Genomic DNA, 23,279 nt, shown 5'->3' with positions numbered 1-23,279 from the left:
GACGTACGTGGCTGGATTGATTTTATTTTCATTTTTAGTGGAATATTTATTTATACTGTGTTAAGATAGCTTCAGAACCTCAGCAGGCGATTGTTAATCGGTTTACATACTGCCTCCATGATAACAAGAGCTTGCAACGACTTCAGACATCCTTGCCATTTAACTTTTAACCTCCAGAATTACCAACCGGTTTCTTCTCGCGATACTTGCTTATGCTTGATTTCTGTCTGTTTTATTTATAATGTATCCGTTTTCCGTTTTAGAAGGCTGCGGGATAAATAAAGGCGCGTGTGAAGCGGCAAAAGATGTGAAATCCGATCTTTTTCGTTGCATCATTTCGCGCATATATTTGTTCATTGAAAGTTAAATTATTCTATTAAATATTTATTATGTAAATTAATTACGCCTAATTTCGTGTTTTTAATTCTGATATAGAACGGTAATTCGACGTTATTTTGTAAGGTTCAACTCTGATAGGGGGTGATTCATCGTCACTTTCACGGTGAAAAGGATTTATCTTCTACAAATCGGAGGGGAAAACGAACCATGAAGCAAATGAAGGTCGTGATGTTGTTTCTGTTGGCGCTTGTTTTGATCGCTGCGCCTGCCTGCAGCAAAACCGAAGAGTCGGAGACGCCTCCCGCTGCGGAACAGACAGGCGAACAGACCGAGGCCGAATCGCAGACGCCTGAAGAGGAAGAGCCGCCGGCGCCCGAAGTGCCAGCCATCGACATGAACGGCTATACCATCAAGATGGTTCACTGGATCGACGGCCCGCAGGAAGGAACGCAGGAAGGCGATCTTGCGGTGGCGAGAGAGAAAGAAATCGAAGAGAAGTACAATGTCAACATCGAATGGGTAAAAGTACCGTGGGGCGAGCCGCCGACGATGATTACGAACGCCGCGCTTGCCGGCGAGCCGGTCGCGGATCTGGTGGCGCTTGATCTGTATCACGCCATTCCGCTGATTCGGCAGGGGCTGCTCCTTCCGGTCGACGATCTGTTCGACATGAACGATCCGAAATGGCCGGTGAACATGAAAGAGAACGGTTCGTTCGAGGGCAAGCAATACGGCTTTACCGACAAGATTACGGGCAGTACCGGACTGTATTACAACAAGACACTGTTCGAGCGCGAAGGCTTGCCCGATCCGCACGATCTGATCGAGCAGGACAAGTGGAACTGGGATTCGTTTCTTGACATTGCCAAGCGGGCGACCAAAGATACGGACGGCGACGGCGTTGTCGACCAATGGGGGATGACGACCTATCTCGGCAACCTGACAAGGCTGCTGGTCTATTCCAATAACGGCAATTACTACGAGCTCAAGGACGGCAAATACGTCTTCTCGCACGACAATCCGAACACGCTGGAAGCGCTCCGCTTCCTGGGCGATCTGTTCAATGTTCACAAGGTCGTGCTGCCGAACACGCACAATTCGTTCGACGACTACACCGAATCGCAAACCGTATTCAGCAGCGGCAAAGCGGCCATGATTAACGGCGAGCTGTGGGAAGGCGCGGAACGCAAAGATATGACCGACGAGCAGGGCTTCGTTTATTTTCCGAAAGGGCCGAAAGCGACGGAATATTCCAATACGATCGAAAACTTCGTGCTCTGGTACATGCCCGCGAATGCGAAGCATCCGAAAGAAACGGCCCAGATCTGGCAGGATCTCGTGCTGTGGGACCGGGTCGAGAACGCGAAACGCGAGGACGCCGAGAAGCAGCGGCTGGCCGACGAGAAGGACGTCGAGCTGATGGTGAAAATTACGGATATCGTGACACCGTTCTTTAATGCGACCGGCGGCGCTGTTGGCGATGCCGCGTGGGGAATCGTCAACAACGGCGAAACGCCGGAAGCGGCGCTGGAACGGGTCAAACAGGTGGCGCAAGATTCGCTCGACCAGAATTTGAACACGAAGCCGTAAACGAACGAGAGGGAACCGCCGCCGGCCGGGGTTCCCTCGCCAGCGTCAAGATGCTTGTCCGAACGAAAGATGTAGGAATGAGGGGTGCGCGTGCACAAGAGGACGAGAAATCAATTGATCGCCGCGGCTGCGGTCGTCCTGATCGCATGGGCTGCAATCGCCTCTCTGCTGCCCGGAAATTCCGCTTCGGGGAACGGACATATACTGGAGCCGGCATCTCCCCGGACGGACGCCGCAACCGGGCTGTCCGCCGAGGCGGAGCAGGACCGGTACGAAGCCTATATGACCCGCCATGCTCAGCAGGCCCGTCCCTCGATCCGCATCGTCATCGAAGCGGAGACGTTCGCCGCGACAGACGGGATGGAAGCCGAAGTGCTGCAGCAGTTCGAGGGCGCGACGGGTCCTGTCGTCCGTACGGCCGAAAGCGGCGCGATCCATTGGGATATCGATGTGCCGGAGGACGGGCTGTACAATATCGGCCTTCGCTATTACCCCGAGCCCGGGAGCAGCTCTCCGATCGAACGGGAGCTGACGATCGACGGACAGCTTCCGTTCGAGGAGGCGGGACGGCTTGTCTTCAGCCGCGTCTGGCGCAATGAAGCGGATACGATCGAGCGGGATGCGCGGGGGAACGAACGGCGGCCCGCGCAGGTCGAGCAGCCGCAATGGCAGGATGCGGTACTGCGCGATGCGGACGGCTATTACGACGAACCGTTTTTGTTCTATTTGACGAAAGGCAGCCATCGCATCACGCTGCAATCGCTTCGCGAACCGTTGACGGTCGACTATCTCCTCTTGTACCAGGAGGATGCCGTGCCTGCCTATGCCGAGATCAGCGCCGCCTATGCCGAGGCAGGGTTCGAAACGACAAGCGGCGTTATGGTCAAAGTGCAGGGCGAAGATGCGGCGCTCAAATCGAACCCTTCCCTGTATCCGATTAACGACCGGACCAGTCCGGCGACGGAGCCGTATCATGTGTCGAAAATCCGGATGAACGCGATCGGAGGCGTCAACTGGAAAACGCCGGGGCAGTGGCTGGAATGGGAGTTCGACATTCCCGAGGACGGGTTGTATCAGTTCGGCGTGCGGTATATGCAAAACACGGTTCGCGGCGTCAACGTCGTCCGGAAAATGTATATCGACGGCAAAGTGCCGTTCAAGGAAGCGGAAGCGGTGCCGTTCCGCTACGGCGGGGAATGGCAGCTCGGCATGCCCGGGAGCGGCGGCGAGCCTTACCTTTTTGCGCTGACCGAAGGCAAGCATACGGTGCGTCTCGAGCTGACGATGGGCGAACTGTCCGATACGATCCGGATGGTCCGCTCGAGCATTCGGCGGTTAAACGAACTTTATTTGAAAATTGTGATGATTACCGGTTCCGTGCCGGACCCGTACCGCGATTATCAGCTGGATTCGCAAATTCCGGACATGGAGCGAATTTTTCGCGAGGAGAGCGAAGCGCTGAACCGCGCGGCCGACCGGATGGACGAGATGGTCGGCGGCACGAGCAGCAGCACGACCATATTAAGGACGACCGCCTATCAGCTTGCCGATCTCGGCGACCGGTCGGAGACGATCGCCTCCCGGCTCAAACAGTTCAAGGACAACGTCAGCTCGCTCGGAACGTGGCTGCTCAGCGTCAACGAACAGCCGCTGACGATCGACTACCTCTTTTCAAATCGCCCGACGTGGCGATGCCGCGGGCGAATGCCGGTTTCCTCGGGGAAATGTGGCATGAGGCGATGGCCTTTCTGAAATCTTTTACCGAAGATTACAACGCGGTCGACAGCGGCGAGGGCGGCGGTCAGGCCGTAACGGTCTGGATCGGCTCGGGGCGCGATCAGGCGCAGCTGCTCCGCTCGATGATCGACAGCATGTTTACGCCCGAGACGGGAATCGAGATCGACTTGCAGCTGGTCAATCCGGCTGTCGTCATGCCGGCTACGCTTGCCGGGAAGGGACCCGACGTCGCGCTCTCGATGCCGGACATTATCAACTTCGCGATGCGGGGCGCGGTGCAGGATTTGACGGCATTCCCGGATTTCGGAGAAGTGCGGAGCCAGTTCATGGACAGCGCCTTCACCGGATTTACGTACCGGAACGGCATCTATGCCTTGCCGGAGACGCAGTCGTTTCCGATGCTCTTTTACCGCAAAGACATTCTGGACAATCTCGGGCTAGAAGTTCCGGACACCTGGGAGGACATGTACCGGATCATTCCCGAGCTGCAGAAAAACAACATGGAGCTGGCGCTTCCTTTCACCATCGTATTCGAAACGATGCTTTATCAGGCGGGAGGCGCTTACTACCAGGGCGACGGCATCGCCACCGATCTGGATTCACCGGCAGGGATCGAGACGTTCCGCAAATGGACGGAGCTTTACACCAACTACAAGCTGCCGCTTGAATTCGATTTTATCAACCGTTTTCGGACCGGGGAAATGCCGATCGGCATTGCGGATTACACGACATACAACTTCCTTAAAATTTTTGCGCCTGAAATTCGCGGGCAATGGGATTTCACGCCGCTTCCGGGCACGAAACAGGCGGACGGAACGATTCGCCGGGATGCGCTGACGACCGCTACGGGCACCGTCATCTTTAACAATTCGGACCGGAAGGAAGCGGCTTGGACGTTTCTGAAATGGTGGACCGGCGCGGAGGCTCAGGCGACATTCGGGCGGGAGATGGAAGCGATTCTGGGCGAATCGGCCCGCTACGCGGCGGCCAACCTGGAAGCGATCCGGATGCTGCCGTGGTCTTCTCGCGAATACCGGAGCCTGATGGACCAGTTCGAATGGATTCGGGGCAGACCGGCCGTACCGGGTGGTTATTCGCTTGACCGGCATCTGAACAACGCGTTCTATGAAGTTTACAATGACGGCAGCGAGCCCAGGGAAACGCTGGAAAATTACGTCCGGACGATCAACGAAGAGATCACCATCAAACGCAAGGAATTCAATCTGCCGACCAAGTAGAAGGGAGAGGCCCTTATGCCCGTGCTGGAACGAAGGACGAAGGGGGCGGATGCCGTCCGCTTGCTGCCGGTGCGGCTGCGAACGGTCTGGAAGGAGGTTGTGCGGAACCGGTCGATTTATTTGATGCTGGCGCCGTATTTCCTTATATTTTTCACATTTACCGTTCTTCCCGTCGTACTGTCGCTTCTGGTCAGCTTTACGAATTTCAACATGCTGCAATGGCCGGAAGGCGTCGGCTGGAGCAATTACGCCCGCCTGTTCGTCCGCGACGACGTGTTTTTGATCGCGCTGAAAAACACCTTGCTGTTTGCCGCCATTACCGGCCCGATCAGCTACATCGCCTGTTTCGTGCTGGCCTGGATTATTAACGAGCTGTCTCCGAAAATTCGCGCCATTGCAACGCTTGTGTTCTATGCGCCGGCACTGTCCGGCAATGCATTCATCGTATGGACGCTGCTGTTCAGCAGCGATTCTTACGGCTACATCAACGCGTTTCTGATCAAGTGGAGAATCATTCTCGAGCCGATTCTATGGCTGAAAGACCCGAAATACATTATGACGATCATTATTATCGTGCAGCTGTGGCTCAGTCTCGGAACAAGCTTCCTGGCGTTCATCGCCGGCCTGCAGACGATGGACAAGACGTTGTTCGAGGCGGGCGCGATCGACGGCATTCGCAACCGCTGGCAGGAGCTATGGTATATTACGCTTCCGTCGATGCGGCCGATGCTTTTGTTCGGAGCGGTTATTCAAATCACGTCTTCCTTTGCCGTGGCGGAGGTGGCGACGCAGCTGGCCGGGTTCCCGAGCGTCCAGTACGCCGGCCATACGATTGTGACGCATCTGATGGACTACGGTTCCATACGTTACGAGATGGGGTATGCTTCCGCGATTGCGACCGTCCTGTTCGCGCTTATGCTCGGTTCGAACCTGATCGTCCGCAGGCTGCTGTCAAAGGTTGGTGATTGACGATGACATTCCGTTTCAGACTTCGCCGCAAAAAGTGAGCCGGTCGCTCTACGGCGACATCTCGCTGTTCGTGCTGCTGGCCCTTGTCGGATGCTTCATGGCGATGCCGCTTCTGTTTGTCATCAGCAACGCGTTCAAACCGATTAACGAGATTTTGCAGTTTCCGCCGAAGTTTTTCGTCCGCAACCCGACGCTCGACAATTTCACCGATCTTTATTATTTGCTTCAAGGATCATGGGTTCCGGCCACGCGGTATTTGTTTAATACGATGTTTATCGCCGTCCTCGGCACGGCGGGACACGTCGTCATCGCCTCGCTGGCGGCTTATCCGCTGGCCAAGCGGAAGTTTCCGGGGAGAGGCTTTCTGTTCACCGTCGTGGTGCTCTCCTTGATGTTTTCCGCCACGGTTACCCAGATTACCAACTATATGACGATGTCGTGGCTCGGCATGCTGGACACCCATTGGGCCGTTATCGTTCCGGCCATCGGCTCGTCGCTCGGCCTCTATTTAATGAAGCAATTTATGGAGCAGGTGCCGGATGCGCTGATCGAGGCGGCGGAGATCGACGGCTGCAGCGAATTCCGCATTTTCTGGAACATCATCATGCCGGTCGTCAAGCCGGCCTGGCTGACGCTCATCATATTTTCGTTTCAGGGATTATGGGGCGCGGGCGGCGCGGCCGGTTCCATGTACATTTACAGCGAGCAGCTGAAGACGATCGATTACGCGCTCGGCCAAATATTGGCCGGAGGCATCGTCCGGATCGGCCCGTCGATGGCGGCGCAGCTGCTGCTTCTGCTCGTACCGATCACCATCTTTACGTTGTCGCAGAGCAGCGTCATTCAGACGATGTCCACTTCCGGCATGAAAGATTGAACAGGAAAGGAGAAGCGTAACCGTGAAACGAATGCGATGGCTGCTGCTGCTCCTCCTGTCTTTGGCGGCGATGGCCGAAACGGCGCCGTCGGCGGCTGCCGCTCCCTATCGGGGATACAATTACTCGTTCTGGGGAGACGTCACGCCCGCGCCGAACGCTTACTTGCCGTCCTTCCAGCTCGACGGCGACCGGCTTGGCGCCGGCCCTCTGCAGTCGCCGGAAGATCTGTTCATTACGCCGGCCGGCATGATCTACATCGCGGACACGCGCAACAACCGGATCGTCGTGTTGAACGACGAGTTCAACCTCGTTCGCGTCATCGACAAATTCGACCATAACGGCAAAGAGGATGCGCTGGCCGAGCCGCATGGCGTATTCGTCAAGGACGATTCCCGGCTGTTCGTCGCCGACACGGGCAATGCGCGCATCGTGGAGCTGACGACCGAAGGGGCGTTCGTCCGGGAAATCGGCGCGCCCGATTCGGATGTGCTGCGCAGCAGCCTCCGATATGTGCCGGTGAAGCTGGTCGTCGATTCCGCGAACCGCATGTACGTCGTCAGCAAAGGCGTATTCGACGGCATTATGCAGTTTGATTCCGGCGGCAAATTTACCGGCTTCATCGGAACGAACAAAGTGACCTTCAATCCGATCGACATGTTCTGGCGCCGGCTGATGACAGAAGAGCAGCGGAGCAAGATGGCGCTTAATATTCCGGAAGAGTTCAACAATGTGGATATCGATGCGGAAGGATTTATTTATACCACGACGGCCGAAGGCTTCACCGACGAGCCGGTCAAGCGTCTCAACCCGTCGGGGGTCGATGTGCTGAAGCGGGACGGCTACTTCCCGCCGAAGGGCGACATCTGGATTACGTTCAACGGCACGCGCATCGGGCCGTCCTCGATGATCGCGGTTGCCGTCGATCGAAACGGCATCTACAGCATATTGGACGGCAAGCGGGGACGCGTCTTCACCTACGACCGGGACGGCAAGCTGATGTATGCGTTCGGCCAGCTGGGGGAACAGCTTGGCGGCTTCCGCACCCCGTCCGATCTCGCGATGCTGGGCGAGAAGGTCGTCGTGCTGGACAAAGGGATCGGAAGTCTCGTTATCTTCGAGCCGACGCGGTACGGCAGAATGATCCGCAATGCCGTCATCTACACCGACAACGGCGAGGAAGAGAAAGCGGTCGCTGCCTGGAAGGAAGCGCAGAAGCTGAACAGCAATCTCGAAATCGCTTATCTCGGAATCGGCAAGGCGGAGCTGCGTCAGGGCAGCAATCGAGAGGCGATGGACAGCTTCTTCAACGGAATGCACCGCGAATATTACTCCCGCGCGTTCGAGCGCTACCGCAAAGACTGGATGTGGCAGAACTTCAGCTTCATCGCGACCGCTTTGCTCGTAATCGCGGCGCTGCTGCTTGTCGGAAGGCGGCTTGTCCGCCACCGCGCGGGGGAGCCGGGAACGGTCGGTATGGCGTGGTATACCATCTTCCATCCGTTCAAAGGGTTCTGGGATCTGAAATACGAGCGAAAGGGGAAAATCTGGTTCACGCTGGCGCTGCTTGTCCTGCTGTCCGTATTGTTTCTTCTGAAGCAGCAGCTGAGCGGATTTATTTTCAACCCGGATGTCACCTTCGAAGCGAGCATTATCGATGAGCTGAAATTTATCGTGCTGCCGTTCTTCCTCTGGTGCATCGCCAACTGGTCGCTCACGACGCTGATGGACGGGGAAGGCAAGTTCGGCGAGATCGTCGTGGCGACCGGTTATGCGCTCGTGCCGATCGTGCTCGCGCAGCCGCTGCTTATCGTCCTGTCCAACGTGATGACGGTGCAGGAAGGCTCCTTCTATTATTTTATCGAATCGGTCGCTTACGGCTGGTTCATCGGCCTGCTGTTCGTCGGGATGATGACCGTGCATCAGTACACGGTCGGGAAGACGATCGTGACGATGCTGCTGACGCTTGTCGTAATCGGCATCTTCGTCTTTCTCGGGCTGCTCGTGTTCAGTCTGGCCCAGCAAATGCTGTCGTTCGGCATGACGATCTACAAGGAAATTTCATTCAGGATCGGGGAGTGATGACGTATGAAACGGCATCTGCCGGCTATCCGCCCTCTTCTGATGCTGCCGGTCATCGTCCTGGCCGCGCTCGCCGCGGGCTGCTCGCCCGAGCCGGCCGATCCCGCGTCCGCGGTGCCTCTCGACGGGAGGCAGGCGGCGGCCGAGGAATCTCGGGACGCCATGCCGGTATCGCCCGATGCGGAGCCGATCCCCGGCATGGAAGCGGTGCTGGAAAGCAAGCAGCTTCGTCTTTATATCAGCCGCACAACGGCCGAAATCGCCGTCCTGCACAAAGCAAGCGGCACGATCTGGCGTTCCAATCCGGAAGACCGGGAGAGCGATTCGCTCGCGACGCCGAATTTGAAGGGGCGGCTCGGCGCGCAGCTCGCGCTGACTTATTTGACGCACAACGGTCAAACGAAGGAATACGACAGCTTCAATGACAGCGTCCGATACAACCAGTTTGAGATCAAGCGCAGCGAGCAGGAAGTGACGGTCACCTTCCAATTCGGCAGCCCGGAGAAAGGGCTGGAATCGATTCCGACGCAAATGTCGAAAGAACGCTTCGAAGACAAGCTGCTCAGCGCGCTCGCCGATCAGAAGGACAAGGACGCGGTCATTTCCCGTTTCAAGCTCGACGACAAGGCAGGCGTTTACGTGCGCCGTGAAATCCCGAATTCGGCGGTCAAGCGGCTTGTCGAGCTGTTCGAGAAGGCCGGTTATACGGCGGAGGATTTGGCGATCGATAATGCGGATGCCGCCGGCGGCGAGGGCGCTGCGGCCAATCCGAAATTTACGGTGCCGTTGACATACAGGCTGGACGGCGGGGAACTCGTCGCAACGGTCGACGCTTCGGCCATCGTAGAAGGGACGCCGCCGTTCCGCCTGTATTCGCTCGGCTTGCTGAACAACTTCGGAGCGGCGGGGAAAGCCGATAGCGGCTATATTTTTCTGCCGGACGGTTCCGGGGCGCTGATGGAACTCAACAGCGGGAAAAATTGGGCGCAGCCGATCGTCATTCCGATATACGGCGACGACGGGGCGATAGCCGTTGACGAGAAGATCAGCCAATTCGAGACGAGCCGGATGCCGGTATTCGGTATGCGGAAGAACGGCAGCGCGTTTCTGGCCGTGATCGAGGAGGGAGACGCGATGGCCCGGCTTACCGCCGATATAGCCGGACGCCTTCACGATTACAATACCGTCGGCGCGCAATTTACGCTGCTGCCGCGCGATACGGTGCGGCTGAGCCAGAACGAAGCGATGATCAAAACGCCGAAGAACGGCTACAAGGGGCTGCTGAGCATCCGGTACGCCTTTCTCGAAGGCGAAAACGCCGATTATTCCGGAATGGCTTCCTATTATCGCGGTTATCTGGAAAAGAAGCACGGCTTCGTTCCGCTTTCGCCGGAAGGGGATTCGCCGTTCTACGTCGAGCTGGCAGGCGGTGTCCCGAAGCAGCGGTCGTTTCTGGGCGTACCGTACGAAACGCTCGTTCCGCTCAGCACATACCGTCAGGCTGTTGAACTGGTCGAGAAGCTGAATGCCGGGAACGTCGACAATGTGCGCCTGAAATATTCGGGATGGTTCAACAACGGGGTGCGGCATCAATTTCCGGACGATATCAAGCGCGACGGAAAGCTAGGTTCGCAGCAAGAGTGGGAGGCGCTGGCGAACCGGCTCAAGGAAGGCGGAGGAGCGCTGTATCCGGACGTCGCGTTTATGCGGGTGTACCGTTCCGGCAACGGCTTCAGGCCGTCGGCCGACGCGGCGCAGCTCATTTCCCGAAGATTCGTGAAAGTTTATGAGTTTTTGGAAGCGACCTATCAGAAAGATTACAGGCGATTCTCCCATTATTTGCTCTCCCCTTCCGCTTTGGGAGATACCGTCGCCCGGTTTTTGGGCGATTACGGCAAGTACAACCCGGGAACGCTGTCGCTCCGCGATTTGGGCGGCGAGCTGTATTCCGATTTCCGCCTGAGAGGCGAAGTGCTGCGCGAGGAGGCCAAACGGATCGTCGTCCGCGAGGCGGCCCGTATTCGCGAGGCGGCGCCCGATCTGATGATCAGCGGAGGCAACGCTTATCTGCTCCCGTACGTCCGGCACGTGCTTGACGTTCCGTTAACGGGCAGCGGCTACAAGCTCGCCATGGAATCGGTGCCGTTCTACCAGATGGTGCTGCACGGGTATATCGATTACGCGGGCAAGCCGTACAATTTGGCGGAAGACCAGGATACGCGCATCAATGTGCTGAAGTCGCTGGAAACCGGATCGTCCGTTTATTACAGCTGGATCCTGGAGGATCCGGCCATTCTGAAAAATACGCGGTACAACGATTTGTACGCCCATAACGGCGAAATGTGGCTGGACGAGGCGGTAGAAGCGTACAGGGAGGTAAACGGCGTGCTGAAGAAGGTGCGGGGCAAGCCGATCGTCCGGCACGAGAAGCTGGCGGAAGGCGTATTTCGCACGACATACGGCGGCGGGTTGAAAGTAACGGTCAACTACAACGGCAAATCGGCCAACGCGGACGGCGCCGTCATCGGGCCGCGCGATTACGTGGTGGAGGAGTGAGGCGTCTTGATCAAACCGAAGCCGTTGACCCTTGAACGTAAAAAAGCGCTGTTCGGTTTCCTGTTCGTCGCCCCCTGGCTGATCGGTTTTCTGCTGCTGATGGCCGTTCCGTTCTACCGCTCGCTCCGCTTCAGCCTGAGCAAGCTGACCATCGATAGCGACGGCTATTCGCTGGAGTGGGTCGGGCTTCGGAACTACCGGTATATTTTTATGCAGGATGCCTGGTTTGTCCGGGTGCTGACGGATGCCGTCGTCACGATGGCGACCAATCTTCCGCTCATTATTTTTTCAGTCTGTTCACGGCAACGCTGCTGTCGCAGAAATTCAGGGGACGAATGCTGGCCCGCGCGATCATCTTCCTGCCGGTCGTGCTGGCGTCGGGCATTATCGCGCAGCTGGACAGCGGAAATTATTTGGCCCAAATTATCGGTCAGGTCGGCCAGGACATGGAAAGCAACTACTCGGGCCTGCGCAGCATCGAGCTGAGGCCGCTTCTGCTGGAAGCGGGGATGAGCCGGGATGCGGTCGATTATTTGAGCGGCGCGGTCGATCGCATTTACCAGATCATTACGCTTTCGGGCGTGCAAATTCTGATCTTCCTGGCCGGACTGCAGTCGATTTCGCCTTCCTTGTACGAAGCGGCCAAAATCGAGGGGGCGACAGGCTACGAAGCGTTCTGGAAAATTACGTTTCCGATGATTACGCCGCTCATTTTGACGAACACCATTTATACCATTATCGATTCGTTCTATAACAACGGCGTGACCGGCATGATCCAGGACGCGGCTTTCGTGCAGCTGAATTTCGGGGTCAGCTCGGCGATGTCCTGGGCCTATTTCATCACCATTTCCATTATATTGTCGGTCTCGGCCTACTTGATTACCAGACGCGTTCATTACAACGATTAGGGGAGGGGTGGCCTTTGAAAGCCGAAATAAGTCGCGCGGCGGCCGCTCTTGCCGCCTGGAACCGCCATTACAACCCGGTGGAAAAACGAAGACCTGGCTGTGGATCATGGTCCGGTCCGTCCTGCTTTTCGGCATCAGCTTCATCATTTTGTACCCGATTATGACCAAAATCTCGATCGCCTTCAAAAGCAGCGAAGATTTGTTCGACTCGACCGTCGTCTGGATTCCGAGAAACTTTACGCTGGATAATGTGAAGCGGGTCATGGAATATCTGGATTACTACACAGCCGTCACCAATACGCTGCTGCTCAGCGTCAGCGTCGCGGTTCTCCAGCTTGTGTCATGCGCGCTCGCCGGCTACGGATTCGCGCGATTGAAATTTTGGGGCAGCGGCGTCCTGTTCGCGCTCGTCGTTTTTACGATCGTCATTCCGCCGCAGACGATTATGGTGCCGACGTACCTGCATTACCGCTTTTTCGATGTGTTCGGCATTTACGGGCTGTTCACCGGTTCGAAAGGCGTCAATCTGCTGGAATCGTACTGGCCGTTCTTTATTTCGTCGGCGCTGGCCATGGGGTTGAAAACGGCTTGTACATCTTTATTTTCCGGCAGTTTTTCCGGGCGTTGCCGAAGGAGCTGGAGGAAGCCGCTTATGTGGACGGGGCGGGCGTGCTCAAGACGTTCGTCCGCGTCATGCTGCCGAATGCGACGCCGTCGATCGTGACGGTGCTGCTGTTCTCGTTCATCTGGCAGTGGAACGACAGCTATTTCGTCAACCTGTTCACGCCGCATGCGACGCTGCTGTCCCGCACGCTCGCCCTGCTGCCGGGCATCGTACGGCCCGAATACGTCGGGGGAGTCGCGCATACGTCGCTTTACTTGAACACCGGCACGCTGATGGCGATACTGCCGATTTTCGTTCTGTATCTGTTCGCGCAAAATATTTTGTGGAAAGCGTCGAACGGACGGGCGTCGTCGGCTGACGGAAGGAGGGTGCGAAGAAGCAATGGCCAAGGCGGAAGCGATTTACGGCCCGAGCATCCAGGTCGATCCGGCCTTTCCCTATTATTTGAACCGGACGGCCGACAGCATTGCCGAGGAGATCGGGCTGGCCGGCTACCGGATCGTCCATTATTTTGTCGTCAACGAGAACCGGGTGGACGGCGAACTGATCGACGCGTTTCGCCGGCGGGGGATGGCCGTATGGGCGATGACGCTCGGCAACGGCACGTATTCGACGGAACGCTTCCCGGCGGAATGGCCGAGTTGGCGGATGGAGCTGCTGAAGGAGCCGGAGGACGGCTATGTCCGGCTGTCGCCGTTCAGCGACGGGTACGTGACATGGAAGAAGGAGGCGCTTGCCCGCCTCGTTCGCGACTATCCGTTCGACGGCATCGAGATCGCCGAGCCGTACTTTCCCGAGTGGGACGGCATCCGGCGCGGCGTATACGGAGACGTCGGTCCGCTGGCAAGGCGGGCGTTCCGGGAACGGTACGGGCGGGAGATGCCGGATTTCCGCGATCCCGCCCGGCCGGACTATTATTTGAACGACCCCGACACGTACCGGGCATGGGTCGAGTTTCGCGTCGAGGCGGTGAACGGCTTCCTTGACGAGCTGATCAACGGCGCCGGCGGCGTCCGGGCCGCGAGGCCGGACATTCTGGTGGCGACCTGGTCGCTCGCCGTCGACGCCGGAGCGGATGCGGCCGACCGTCTGCGGGAGATGCAGGGGCTGGACGCGGCGGCGATGATCGGCCGCGTGCGGCCGGACATCCATTACTTGCAGACGCATTGGCCGGACTGGATACGCGGTGATCTGCCGCCGGACTATGTGACCCGGTACAAAAATTTCGTCGACCGCATCCGCTACTTCCATCCCCGCATCCCGCTCGCCGTGCAGGCCGACATCGGTTCGGCGCGCGGCATGGTGAAGGGCGGGGAATGGCTCGACGCCTTCCGCCGGACGGTCCGCGCCTGCGGATTCGCCTCCTGGACCGCGTACGAGTACCATATCGGCGGCTATATGTACGAACGTCCGCCGGTGCCGCTGCGGGCGGTGCGGAAGTCCGACGGCACGGTGACCGTCAGCTTCAGCAAGCGGATAGACGCGGCGACCGGAAGCGATATACGGCGCTACAAGCTGCGGACGGCGGACGGCCTTCGCCCCGTGGAAGCGAAATGGACGCGGGCTTCGGTCGACGGCAACCGGGTGAAGCTATGGGCCGATTCGCTGCCGGAGGAGCCGTTCGTGCTGGAAATCGGCGGAGTGGCGGATACGCCGGAGCTGATGCTGTACCCGCCGGACAAGGCGCTCGAAGTCGCTCCTGGCACCTGCATCGGCGTGTCGGACCCGGAAGCGGCGGAACTCGGAAGCGGCGGAATGACCGGATAAGTGAGGGAATAAGCGGATTGGCAATCGATCGGAGGCGATAGCATGATCGTCCATTTTCTCGGCACCGCGGCTGCGGAAGGGTTTCCCGGCGTATTTTGCCGCTGCGAGCACTGCGGCAAAGCCCGCACGCTCGGAGGGCGGAACATCCGGACGCGCAGCTCGGCCATCATCGACGGAACGCTCAAAATCGATTTTCCCCCGGATACGTATATGCACGTATTGCGTGACGGTCTCGATCTCGGCCTTGTGCGCGACCTGTTCATTACGCATACGCATGCCGACCATCTGCTGGCATCGGAGCTGGCGATGCGCCTTCCCGTCTTCGCCCGCGGCCTGGACGGACCGCTGCGCGTCTACGGCCATGATGCGGCCGTCCGTGTCTGCCGCGGCGCGCTCGGACGGCCGGACAGCGAGCGTCTGCAGCTTCGCCGCATCGCGCTGTTCGAGACGGCGGATACGGGCGATGCGCGAGTGACGGCGCTGCCGGCCAATCACGATCCCGATGAAACGTGCCTGCTGTTCTGGATCGAGAAAGGCGGGCGCACCGTCTTCTACGGCCATGACACCGGCTTGCTGCCGGCGGAGACGTGGGCATGGATGGCGGGGCGGAGAGCCGATCTCGTCATATTGGATTGCACGAACGGCAATTTGCCGTTTACCGGCAGCCATCTGAACGTCGAGGCGGCCATCGGTATCCGGGACCGGATGAGAGCCGAAGGGATGCTCGCTCCGGCCGCGCGCGTCGTCGTCACCCATTTTCCCATAACATCGGACTCATGCATGACGATTTGACGGCTATCTTCGAGCCCGAGGGCATCATCGTCGCCTACGACGGGATGAAGCTGGAGCTGTGAGAAAGGAGCGGCCGGAACAACGATGATCATGGGGAGGGAGAGAGCGGCATGCTTTCGGACAAGAGCGGCGAGGCATTCGCTTCGGCGGAGCGGTTAAGGCTGACGGGAACGTTTCTGCAGCCATATTTGGGAGCCGTCTGGACGAAGCCGGCGCTATGGACTATGGCCAAGGTAACAACGAAGTGAATAAATGCCGATCGACCGCCGGACCGGGGCTCATAAGCCGAACCCTGGGACCGGCGGCCGTCGTTCAACGACGCTGTCGTTCGCTGCATGAAAGTACGGACAACCTTCTCCCGTGCTGCATATCATATTGTATGCTTCGGAAATAAGGAGAGATGGGGAATGCAGCAGCTTACGGTCAGCGGGATTTGCGCGTTGGTTGGCTCGATCATTACGTTTTCATTCGGCGTATGGCCGGAGACGCTTACATTTTTGCTGGTGGCGATGGGGGTCGATTACGTGACGGGAATCGCCGCCTCTCTCAAGGAAAAGAAAGGTCTCAGCAGCTTGACGGGAGCGTGGGGACTGGCCCGCAAAGGGCTGACATTGCTGGTGATCATGCTCACCCATCGCATCGATGTGCTGCTGGGAACCGAAGGGATGACGATGGGCGCCGCCATCTACTTCTATATTGTGAACGAATTGATCTCGATTGTGGAAAATTACGGTCGGCTCGGCCTTCCGCTGCCCGATTCGCTGCGCAGGTCGATTGCGCTGCTGAAGGACCGCACGGACGATGACGACGACACCCCCTCGACAGATCGGCGGCCGTAATCCGCCGCTTGCATAAACGAGCTGTTTTCCGATATAATAAGAACAAATGTTCGATTTGTTTGAAGGGGTGGCAATCATGGCCGTGATCAACGATACCCGTCCGTCCGCTGCCGCAGCGCAGCCGAATCCCCGCGTGCCGCTCCATACCGAGGAAGAGATGGATCAGGTCAAACGGTACGTGCTGCTCGGCGTTACGCTGCGCATACTGGATCACGATATTCGCGCCGTCGCCGCCTCCGGCATGAAGCTGCCGCGCTTGTACGAGTCGATGCTGCGGGGCGTGCAGGACCGGGTGCTGCTGGAGATGGCTGCGATCCGCCGGCAATTTCGCAGCCGGGGGATCAAGATTTACGAGGAGCGCCGGGAGTCGGACGGTTTGTCCGCGCAGTATATATGCCGAGGCTATCACCACCGTTTTTCATGCTTTGGACGTTCGTAAAAGCGGAGTCCGAGCGGCTGCTGCGGAGCTATTTGGCGCATTGAAAAAGTTCATCGATTTGTCAAAAAGACAAAAAAACTTTCCTCTTTTCCCCTGTTTATGGTTGAGAACGCTTGAGGAAGTTGGGTATTATAAGAGTTAGACATTTCGATGACAAAGGGGATTACGTTGTTATGCAAAAATGGATCATGTTTGTCGTATTCATATTTGCCTCGCTGCTCAGTGTTTATCTCATCATCTTCTCTCTTCCGGAGAAGCCGAAGGATGAGACCGAAGGGCTGCCGGAAGGCGTTACGCTGATGAAAGTGGTCGCTTCCAACGACTTCGTGTTCGACAAGCCGGAGTACCGCGTCAAAGCAGGCGAAACGGTACGGCTTGTACTGCAGAACAAGAGCGGCATTCACGGCATTGAAATCGCCGAGTTCGGCATCAATTTGCAAGGAGACAAGTTGCAGCAGGACGTCACGTTCGACAAGCCCGGCACTTACGAAATCAAATGCAGCGTCGCATGCGGCATAGGACATGATACGATGAAATCCGTTCTTGTTGTCGAATAAATGCGAAGGAGCCCGCCCGGGGCTCCTTTCTTCATGATGCGGAGCGGCCGGCTGTCTGCTGTCAGCTCTCGCTCCGTCTTCTGTGCCGTTCGCGATTAATGAGAACGTCCGCAATATATCCGATCAAAGCCCAGCTTAGCACGGTAAGGATATACATAAGCACGACGCTGACCCGGTGCACGTCGACGAACAGGTCGACAAGCCACGCCGGAATGCTGAACATGAAAAAATAAAGTTGTGTGGATCGTAGCCTGTCGCGTTGAACAGGCATAACGCCACGCCGAACAGCGACGCGGCAATGGTAACCGGATACCGCATTCGATCAAGTCCCCTTCTGGTCCAGTGCCGATGATCACGGGGCGGCAATTCGGCCGCAGGCCGGTTGCCGAAAGCCATCCGCATGAGTTATTATGTGACAAAAGGATGCTTGTCATGCGACAGATAAAAGGAGAGGTAACAACAGATGGTTAAGCATATCGTGCTGTTCAAATTGAAAGACGGCAGTCCGGAAAATGTCGAGCGGACGGCCCAGGTGCTGAGGGATATGGAAGGCCGGATACCGGAACTGAAATCGATCGAAGTGGGCATCGACGTGCTGCACAGCGACAGGTCGTACCATATCGCGCTGACGACGACGTTCGATTCGCTGGAGGCGCTTCAGGCGTACCAGGTGCATCCCGTGCATCAGAAGGTGATCGAGCATATGTCCCGGGTGCGCGAAGCATCCGTCAGCGTCGACTACATCATTTAGGAGCGTTCTTTCATGCGAGATGTGTATGAGATGCTGACTTATCTGCTCGTTATCATATTGAGCAGCATCATTATGGTCTATGCGCTGAAGCGCAAAGCAAGGAAGAAGCAAAATAAAGGCGGGCAATAACGATATGTACTATGTGAACCGGGAACAAATCGAGAAACGGCTGCAAGCGATTCCCGAGCTTGCCCGGGCCGTCGAGCAGCTGCAGGCCGGCTGGCAGGGGAGCTTGCTGGAAGGACTGGCCCAGGAGCGCGCGCTGCACCTGGCAATCGAAACGGTAACCGACGTCGGAAGCTTCCTGATCGACGGATTTTGATGCGCGACGCGAGCAGTTACGAGGATATCGTTGAAATAATCGGCGGCGAGGGCGTCATACCGCCGTCGCTGCATGAGCCGCTTGTGGAGCTTGTCCGGCTGCGCCGGCCGCTCGTGCAGCAATATTATGAATGGCCGCGCGTCGAGCTTCACCCGCTGACGCCTCGGCTGGCGCAGCTGATGCGCGATTTTGCGGCGGCGGTGCAAGACTACTTGCGCAGCGAACTTGGCGGCATGTAGTCTGGCCGTCCTGCCGACGCGCCAGAAGCGGATTTCCCCCGGATTTATCGCGATTTGATTTATGAAAAAGAGACCGCATTGCTCAAAGCAAAGAGCCAAGCGGTCTCTTTTTTTTGCCGTTTGACGCCTCGACATTGTGTCAAGACGAGCCCAATCTGCTTATAATGGCAATACGAATTGGGCATTCGCCCGGTTTGCCGGAGCGAAAGGAGGCGCAATCAGGCATGATTGTCACATGGAGCGTCGCAGCCGCGTCCGCCGCTTTCATCGCCTTGGCGGTCGGCAGTCTCATTTTTCTTCGCGCCATGCTGCATCGGATATCGAGAATGCAGGCGGCGGCGGAAACGATGGAACGCGAGCTTCAGGCGCTCGCGGCGGACGTCCGGGGAGCCGTCGTGCCGGCCGGCCAGACGTTCGCGGCAGTGAAACAGCAGATCGAACGAACGGCGAAGCTGTTCGAGGCGGTGGAACGGTTCGGCGACTCGGCGAATCATGTGGCGGGGGCCGTCCACCGCGTATCATCCGTGCTCGCGGACTCTGCGGCCCGACATGCGGAACGGGCGGCCGGCCAATACCGCGAAGCGATCGGAAACGCGATGGATTGGGCGGAGCTCGGCTTGACGGCCTGGCAGCTGTTGCAAGCGCAGCGCGAGTCGGCCGGTATGCGTTCCCGGGTATCGCAAAGGCGGGGCGAAGGGCACGATAAGAACGAAAGGAGCGTATAACGATGGCAAAACGAAATCAATCGAAAAGCTTCTGGATCGGCGCATTGGCAGGGAGTCTGGTCGGATCGGTAACGGCGCTGCTGCTGGCGCCGAAGAGCGGCAAGGAGCTGCGCAAAGATATAGCCGAAGGAGGGCGGGCGGTGGGCGAAACCTCTTCCCGCATCGTCGGCCAGGTGTGCGAAACGACGGGGCGCATTTCCCGTCAAGTAAGCGGCCAGACTGCGCAGTTGACCAACAAGGCGAAGCAGACGGCAAGCCAGGTCATCTCGCAGGTTAAAAGCTGGCGTGGCGAAGGCGTCGTCTCTACGTCGAACGTTCCGGCTTCCGCTTTGACGGAAACGGCTGACGAACTGACAGAGGCGTCCGACGAATTGACAGAGGCGTCCGACGAACTGACGGCGGTGCCGGCAGAAGAGGAGCTTCGGGAGACGTTGGATAAGGCCGAGCGGGAGCAAAATAAAGAGCTGTAAACGATCCGCTGATTGGCAAAGAACGAGGCGGCAGCCGCGCGGTATGCGGCTGTCGCCTTGAACTGCCGGTACCGTCTCCCGCCTCTTGGCGGCGCGCTGCGGCGCACCCGGTCAGCCCGCTACCGGCGAAGCGCGGAACGGTAAGCCGTAGGGGAAAGGCCGTACCGTTTGCGGAACATTTTGGAAAAATAAAGCGCGTCGCCGATGCCGACGGAAGCGGCCACTTGTTCGATCGTCAGCCGGCTCTCCAAGAGCTCCTTAGCCCGTTCCATCCGGATATGCTGCAAATATTGCATCGGTGACATGCCGGTATGCCGTTTGAACATTTTCGACAGATGCGTGCGGTGATAGCCGAGCGCCTTGGACATCTGATCGATCGATATCGGTTCGGCGAACTGCACCGTCAGCCACCGGACGGCCTGGCCGATTTGCCGTTCCATATCGGAGGCCGGCTTGGAAGGATTGGGCAGCCGTTCGGCATTGGCTTCGCCAAGCTGCTTGAGCAGCAGCCGAAACAGTCCGCCCGCTTCCAGATCGGCAAGCGCCTCCTGCCGCTCCTTCAGCAAATAAAGGCGTATTCGCTGATAGATCCGGATTAGGCGGCTGTAGTTGGCGGAATGAATGATCGGATGATCGGGCGTAACGCCGATGGAGGACAGAATCCGCTCCGCGCCTTCTCCTTTGAACGCGACCCAATGGTACTGCCACGGATTGCGGTCGTCCGCCTGGTAGCTGACCACCTCATCGGGATAAATGAAGAACGTGTCCCCGGACCTACATGTATACGCTTTATCCTTCATTTCGAAGTGTCCTTGCCCCGCGGTAACGGTATGGACCAAATAATAACCGTGCAAGGTGGGACCGATTTTGTGGGAGGGAAGCGGCTGCCCCTGGCCGCAGAACATAACGGTCAATTCCTTGTCCGCCTGGGAGGGGTTGATGCCTACCGAGATCATATAATGATTCATCGGGCAATCCGACCTTTCCGTTTCCTTTCTTACCGCTAGCGTAACCCGAAAAACTACAAATGTCCATATAAAAGCGATAAACGTCCATATCGTTTCGGCAGCCTCTCGGCTATATTCGAGAAGAACGGATATTTACATTTTCAGGAGGTCTCGGAACATGCCGAAAATTACATTCCTTGGCGCAGGCAGCACCGTCTTCGCGAAAAACGTGCTTGGCGACTGCATGCTGACGCCGGCGCTGCAAGATTTTGAACTGGCGTTGTACGATATCGACGCCGAGCGGCTGCGCGATTCCGAAAACATGCTGAACAATCTGAAGCATACGACGGGCAGCGGCTGCCGGATCCGCGCCTACAGCGACCGCAAGGAAGCGCTTCGCGGCGCGTCCTACGTCATCAATGCCATCCAGGTCGGCGGCTACGATCCGTGCACGATTACCGACTTTGAAGTGCCGAAAAAATACGGCCTCCGGCAAACGATTGCGGATACGGTCGGGATCGGCGGCATTTTCCGCAATCTGCGCACGATTCCGGTGCTCGAGGAATTCGCCCGCGATATGCATGAAGTATGTCCGGACGCGTGGTTCCTGAACTACACCAATCCGATGGCCGTGCTGACCAACTATATGAATACATACGGCGGCATCAAAACGGTCGGTCTTTGCCACAGCGTGCAAGCCTGCGTGCCGGGGCTGTTCCGCAGTCTCGGGATGGACGACAAAGGCGTCAAGACGAAGATCGCCGGCATCAACCATATGGCATGGCTGCTCGAAGTGACGAAGGACGGCGAGGATCTGTATCCGGAGATCAAGCGCCGGGCCGCCGAAAAGCAGAAAGAGAAGCACCATGATATGGTCCGTTTCGAGCTGATGCTCAAATTCGGTTATTATGTCACCGAATCGTCCGAGCATAACGCCGAGTACCATCCGTATTTTATCAAGAAGAACTATCCGGAACTGATCGACCGATTCAATATTCCGCTCGACGAATATCCGCGCCGCTGCATCAACCAGATCGAGGGCTGGAAGAAAATGCGCAGTCAATTGGTGGACAACAAGGATTTGACTCATACCCGCTCGCACGAATACGCCTCGTACATGCTCGAGGCGATGGAGACGAATGTGCCGTTCAAAATCGGCGGCAACGTCATGAATACCGGCCTCATTACGAATTTGCCGAAGGAAGCGTGCGTCGAAGTGCCTTGTCTCGTCGACCGCAGCGGCGTCACCCCGACGTATGTCGGCGATTTGCCGCCGCAGCTGGCGGCGCTTAACCGGACGAATATCAATACCCAACTGCTGACGCTGGAGGCGGCCGTTACGAAGCGCAAAGAGCATATTTACCACGCCGCGTTGCTGGACCCGCATACGGCAGCGGAGCTGTCGATTGACGATATTATTTCGCTGTGCGACGATCTGATCGAAGCGCATGGCGACTGGCTGCCCAAGTTCCATTAAGCGCGCCGCCCTCGCCCGGCCGTTGTCTTTCACGGAAGACGCGGCCGGGCGCTTTTCTTGAACGGCAGGCGGATATGCGTTATGATGAAGGTACGTTTTGCCCTATACATTCATATGCTATTCTGTTCTTTTATCTCGTTCAAGAAAGCGGTGTGTAAGTGGAACAACCGATAGCTATTCTGGATTCCGGCGTAGGCGGTCTGACTGTGGTCAAAGAAGTAATGCGTCAGCTGCCGCGGGAAAAAATCATCTATTTCGGTGACACGGCCCGCACGCCGTACGGTCCGCGATCTCCAGAGGAAGTCAGACGTTTTACAAGGCAAATCGTCGATTACTTGATTCAGTTCAATCCGAAAATGATCGTGATCGCCTGCAATACGGCGACAGCGGTGGCGCTTGAGGATATCCGCGCCCGCGTTTCGATTCCGGTCGCAGGCGTCATCAACCCCGGCGCGCGAGCCGCGGTCGGCAAGACCAAAACCGGTTTCGTCGGCGTAATCGGAACGGAAGGGACGATTCGCAGCGGCGCGTATGAGGTGGCGCTCAGGGTGCTTTCGCCCCACATCCAGGTGTACAGCCAGGCTTGCCCGACCTTTGTTCCGCTCGTCGAAAGAGGAAATTTCCGCTCGCCGGAAACGTATGAAACGATCCAACGCACGATCGGCCATTTGCGCGAGCTGCCGATCGATTGCCTGATTCTCGGCTGCACGCACTATCCGTTTCTGTCCGATACGATATCGGAAGTGATGGGGCCGCAAGTCGAGCTGATCAGCTCGGCCGATGAAACGGCCCGCGAGATCAGCACCATTCTGCATGACAAGGGCAAGCTGGCTTACGGCGAAGAGATTCCGGTGCATCAATTTTTTGCAGCGGCGATCCGCGCATGTTCAAAGAGATTGCCCAGCAATGGCTTGGGAAAGAAATTCGGCTGACGCCTGTCGTATGGAAAGTGTCGAAAATCGGTTAAACGCAAAGCCGCAAAAAGGCCGCTCCCGGGGTTCGGGGTCGGCGGCTGTTTTTGCTTTCTATTTTGCC

At 57.6% G+C, this 23,279-nt stretch carries 22 protein-coding genes and 3 pseudogenes; 23 read left to right on the top strand and 2 right to left on the bottom strand.

Going from position 1 to position 23,279, the window contains the following annotated elements; all coding sequences use genetic code 11:
• Positions 1–546: 546 nt before the first annotated feature.
• The 17 genes and pseudogenes from PACILC2_RS13070 to PACILC2_RS13000 all read left to right on the top strand — a co-directional run bounded on the left by PACILC2_RS13070 (position 547) and on the right by PACILC2_RS13000 (position 17,313).
• Entirely contained in the window at positions 547–1,929 is a 1,383-nt protein-coding gene (locus tag PACILC2_RS13070) for an ABC transporter substrate-binding protein (protein ID WP_213529092.1), read from the top strand.
• 90 nt (positions 1,930–2,019) lie between these two features.
• Positions 2,020–3,681 (top strand): carbohydrate-binding protein, encoded by a 1,662-nt coding sequence (locus PACILC2_RS13065; RefSeq protein WP_213529091.1) that lies wholly within the window; start codon positions 2,020–2,022, stop codon positions 3,679–3,681.
• Positions 3,669–4,904 carry an ABC transporter substrate-binding protein gene (locus tag PACILC2_RS13060; RefSeq protein WP_213529090.1) on the top strand — a complete coding sequence of 412 codons (1,236 nt, stop codon included), beginning with the start codon at positions 3,669–3,671 and terminating at the stop codon, positions 4,902–4,904. The genes PACILC2_RS13065 and PACILC2_RS13060 overlap by 13 nt, the downstream gene beginning before the upstream one ends.
• Positions 4,905–4,919: 15 nt before the next feature.
• A complete protein-coding gene (locus tag PACILC2_RS13055; RefSeq protein ID WP_062494304.1) occupies positions 4,920–5,873 on the top strand; it encodes a carbohydrate ABC transporter permease in 954 nt (317 codons plus the stop codon).
• A complete protein-coding gene (locus PACILC2_RS13050) occupies positions 5,863–6,750 on the top strand; it encodes a carbohydrate ABC transporter permease (RefSeq protein WP_372447125.1) in 888 nt (295 codons plus the stop codon). The genes PACILC2_RS13055 and PACILC2_RS13050 overlap by 11 nt, the downstream gene beginning before the upstream one ends.
• Before the next feature lie 31 nt (positions 6,751–6,781).
• Positions 6,782–8,830, top strand: coding sequence for a YIP1 family protein (locus tag PACILC2_RS13045; RefSeq protein ID WP_213529093.1), 2,049 nt, complete (start codon positions 6,782–6,784; stop codon positions 8,828–8,830).
• 6 nt (positions 8,831–8,836) lie between these two features.
• Entirely contained in the window at positions 8,837–11,386 is a 2,550-nt protein-coding gene (locus PACILC2_RS13040) for a DUF5696 domain-containing protein (RefSeq protein ID WP_213529089.1), read from the top strand.
• Positions 11,387–11,392: 6 nt separating this feature from the next.
• The gene (locus tag PACILC2_RS28705; RefSeq protein ID WP_307860580.1) at positions 11,393–11,872 is read left to right on the top strand and encodes an ABC transporter permease family protein; all 480 of its coding nucleotides are present in this window, start codon (positions 11,393–11,395) and stop codon (positions 11,870–11,872) included.
• The gene (locus PACILC2_RS28700) at positions 11,833–12,294 is read left to right on the top strand and encodes a carbohydrate ABC transporter permease (RefSeq protein WP_307860581.1); all 462 of its coding nucleotides are present in this window, start codon (positions 11,833–11,835) and stop codon (positions 12,292–12,294) included. Before PACILC2_RS28705 ends, PACILC2_RS28700 begins: the two co-directional genes overlap by 40 nt.
• A gap of 106 nt (positions 12,295–12,400) precedes the next feature.
• A complete protein-coding gene (locus tag PACILC2_RS13030) occupies positions 12,401–13,018 on the top strand; it encodes a carbohydrate ABC transporter permease (protein ID WP_307860579.1) in 618 nt (205 codons plus the stop codon).
• A pseudogene (locus tag PACILC2_RS28695) lies at positions 12,919–13,167 on the top strand (ABC transporter permease subunit); the annotation flags it as partial. The gene PACILC2_RS13030 and the pseudogene PACILC2_RS28695, both read left to right, overlap by 100 nt.
• A 133-nt stretch (positions 13,168–13,300) precedes the next feature.
• Entirely contained in the window at positions 13,301–14,686 is a 1,386-nt protein-coding gene (locus tag PACILC2_RS13025) for an N-acyl-D-glucosamine 2-epimerase (protein ID WP_213529088.1), read from the top strand.
• Positions 14,687–14,728: 42 nt separating this feature from the next.
• Positions 14,729–15,478, top strand: coding sequence for an MBL fold metallo-hydrolase (locus PACILC2_RS13020; RefSeq protein WP_244863479.1), 750 nt, complete (start codon positions 14,729–14,731; stop codon positions 15,476–15,478).
• A 110-nt stretch (positions 15,479–15,588) separates the two neighbouring features.
• Positions 15,589–15,726 carry a hypothetical protein gene (locus PACILC2_RS13015; RefSeq protein WP_213529087.1) on the top strand — a complete coding sequence of 46 codons (138 nt, stop codon included), beginning with the start codon at positions 15,589–15,591 and terminating at the stop codon, positions 15,724–15,726.
• Positions 15,727–15,885: 159 nt separating this feature from the next.
• Positions 15,886–16,317, top strand: a complete 432-nt coding sequence (locus tag PACILC2_RS13010; protein WP_062494292.1) for a phage holin family protein — start codon at positions 15,886–15,888, stop codon at positions 16,315–16,317.
• Between the two features lie 76 nt (positions 16,318–16,393).
• A complete protein-coding gene (locus PACILC2_RS13005) occupies positions 16,394–16,756 on the top strand; it encodes a YhjD family protein (protein ID WP_244863478.1) in 363 nt (120 codons plus the stop codon).
• A gap of 173 nt (positions 16,757–16,929) precedes the next feature.
• Positions 16,930–17,313, top strand: coding sequence for a cupredoxin domain-containing protein (locus tag PACILC2_RS13000; protein ID WP_213529086.1), 384 nt, complete (start codon positions 16,930–16,932; stop codon positions 17,311–17,313).
• Between the two features lie 61 nt (positions 17,314–17,374).
• Here the strand turns inward: PACILC2_RS13000 and PACILC2_RS26900 are convergent, their stop codons facing one another.
• Entirely contained in the window at positions 17,375–17,536 is a 162-nt protein-coding gene (locus PACILC2_RS26900) for a hypothetical protein (protein WP_244863477.1), read from the bottom strand.
• Positions 17,537–17,776: 240 nt separating this feature from the next.
• Here PACILC2_RS26900 and PACILC2_RS12990 point away from each other — a divergent pair, with 240 nt between their 5' ends.
• The 4 genes and pseudogenes from PACILC2_RS12990 to PACILC2_RS12975 all read left to right on the top strand — a co-directional run bounded on the left by PACILC2_RS12990 (position 17,777) and on the right by PACILC2_RS12975 (position 19,820).
• The gene (locus PACILC2_RS12990; protein WP_062494283.1) at positions 17,777–18,064 is read left to right on the top strand and encodes a Dabb family protein; all 288 of its coding nucleotides are present in this window, start codon (positions 17,777–17,779) and stop codon (positions 18,062–18,064) included.
• Between the two features lie 133 nt (positions 18,065–18,197).
• Positions 18,198–18,625, top strand: a pseudogene (locus tag PACILC2_RS12985) (DUF86 domain-containing protein).
• A gap of 224 nt (positions 18,626–18,849) precedes the next feature.
• Positions 18,850–19,350, top strand: coding sequence for a hypothetical protein (locus PACILC2_RS12980; protein ID WP_213529085.1), 501 nt, complete (start codon positions 18,850–18,852; stop codon positions 19,348–19,350).
• A gap of 2 nt (positions 19,351–19,352) precedes the next feature.
• Complete coding sequence (locus tag PACILC2_RS12975; RefSeq protein WP_062494278.1) at positions 19,353–19,820, top strand: YtxH domain-containing protein; 468 nt, start codon at positions 19,353–19,355, stop codon at positions 19,818–19,820.
• 119 nt (positions 19,821–19,939) lie between these two features.
• Here the strand turns inward: PACILC2_RS12975 and PACILC2_RS12970 are convergent, their stop codons facing one another.
• Positions 19,940–20,788, bottom strand: coding sequence for an AraC family transcriptional regulator (locus PACILC2_RS12970; RefSeq protein WP_213529084.1), 849 nt, complete (start codon positions 20,786–20,788; stop codon positions 19,940–19,942).
• A 157-nt stretch (positions 20,789–20,945) separates the two neighbouring features.
• Between PACILC2_RS12970 and PACILC2_RS12965 the strand changes: the two genes are divergently transcribed.
• Positions 20,946–22,244: an alpha-glucosidase/alpha-galactosidase gene (locus PACILC2_RS12965; protein WP_062494274.1), complete on the top strand. Its 1,299-nt coding sequence runs from the start codon at positions 20,946–20,948 to the stop codon at positions 22,242–22,244.
• Positions 22,245–22,402: 158 nt separating this feature from the next.
• Positions 22,403–23,211: pseudogene (racE, locus tag PACILC2_RS12960) on the top strand (glutamate racemase).
• Positions 23,212–23,279 lie beyond the last annotated feature (68 nt).

Origin of the sequence: Paenibacillus cisolokensis, assembly GCF_018403665.1 — a bacterium.
Taxonomy (GTDB): Bacteria; Bacillota; Bacilli; order Paenibacillales; family Paenibacillaceae; genus Paenibacillus_AH; species Paenibacillus_AH cisolokensis.
Note: the sequence above shows the minus strand (reverse complement) of the source record. Positions and strands in the feature narration are given on the sequence as shown.

Bases quoted from the DNA above. Each gene is read 5' to 3' on its own strand.
- PACILC2_RS12975 (WP_062494278.1), top strand. From the start codon at position 19,353: ATGGCAAAACGAAATCAATCGAAAAGCTTCTGGATCGGCGCATTGGCA.
- PACILC2_RS13040 (WP_213529089.1), top strand. From the start codon at position 8,837: ATGAAACGGCATCTGCCGGCTATCCGCCCTCTTCTGATGCTGCCGGTC.
- PACILC2_RS13045 (WP_213529093.1), top strand. From the start codon at position 6,782: ATGCGATGGCTGCTGCTGCTCCTCCTGTCTTTGGCGGCGATGGCCGAA.
- PACILC2_RS12965 (WP_062494274.1), top strand. From the start codon at position 20,946: ATGCCGAAAATTACATTCCTTGGCGCAGGCAGCACCGTCTTCGCGAAA.
- PACILC2_RS13025 (WP_213529088.1), top strand. From the start codon at position 13,301: ATGGCCAAGGCGGAAGCGATTTACGGCCCGAGCATCCAGGTCGATCCG.
- PACILC2_RS28700 (WP_307860581.1), top strand. From the start codon at position 11,833: ATGGAAAGCAACTACTCGGGCCTGCGCAGCATCGAGCTGAGGCCGCTT.
- PACILC2_RS13020 (WP_244863479.1), top strand. From the start codon at position 14,729: ATGATCGTCCATTTTCTCGGCACCGCGGCTGCGGAAGGGTTTCCCGGC.
- PACILC2_RS13070 (WP_213529092.1), top strand. From the start codon at position 547: ATGAAGCAAATGAAGGTCGTGATGTTGTTTCTGTTGGCGCTTGTTTTG.
- PACILC2_RS12980 (WP_213529085.1), top strand. From the start codon at position 18,850: ATGATTGTCACATGGAGCGTCGCAGCCGCGTCCGCCGCTTTCATCGCC.
- PACILC2_RS13060 (WP_213529090.1), top strand. From the start codon at position 3,669: ATGGCCTTTCTGAAATCTTTTACCGAAGATTACAACGCGGTCGACAGC.
- PACILC2_RS13010 (WP_062494292.1), top strand. From the start codon at position 15,886: ATGCAGCAGCTTACGGTCAGCGGGATTTGCGCGTTGGTTGGCTCGATC.
- PACILC2_RS26900 (WP_244863477.1), bottom strand. From the start codon at position 17,536: ATGTTCAGCATTCCGGCGTGGCTTGTCGACCTGTTCGTCGACGTGCAC.
- PACILC2_RS12990 (WP_062494283.1), top strand. From the start codon at position 17,777: ATGGTTAAGCATATCGTGCTGTTCAAATTGAAAGACGGCAGTCCGGAA.
- PACILC2_RS13015 (WP_213529087.1), top strand. From the start codon at position 15,589: ATGCTTTCGGACAAGAGCGGCGAGGCATTCGCTTCGGCGGAGCGGTTA.
- PACILC2_RS13030 (WP_307860579.1), top strand. From the start codon at position 12,401: ATGGTCCGGTCCGTCCTGCTTTTCGGCATCAGCTTCATCATTTTGTAC.
- PACILC2_RS12970 (WP_213529084.1), bottom strand. From the start codon at position 20,788: ATGAATCATTATATGATCTCGGTAGGCATCAACCCCTCCCAGGCGGAC.
- PACILC2_RS13005 (WP_244863478.1), top strand. From the start codon at position 16,394: ATGGCCGTGATCAACGATACCCGTCCGTCCGCTGCCGCAGCGCAGCCG.
- PACILC2_RS13000 (WP_213529086.1), top strand. From the start codon at position 16,930: ATGCAAAAATGGATCATGTTTGTCGTATTCATATTTGCCTCGCTGCTC.
- PACILC2_RS13055 (WP_062494304.1), top strand. From the start codon at position 4,920: ATGCCCGTGCTGGAACGAAGGACGAAGGGGGCGGATGCCGTCCGCTTG.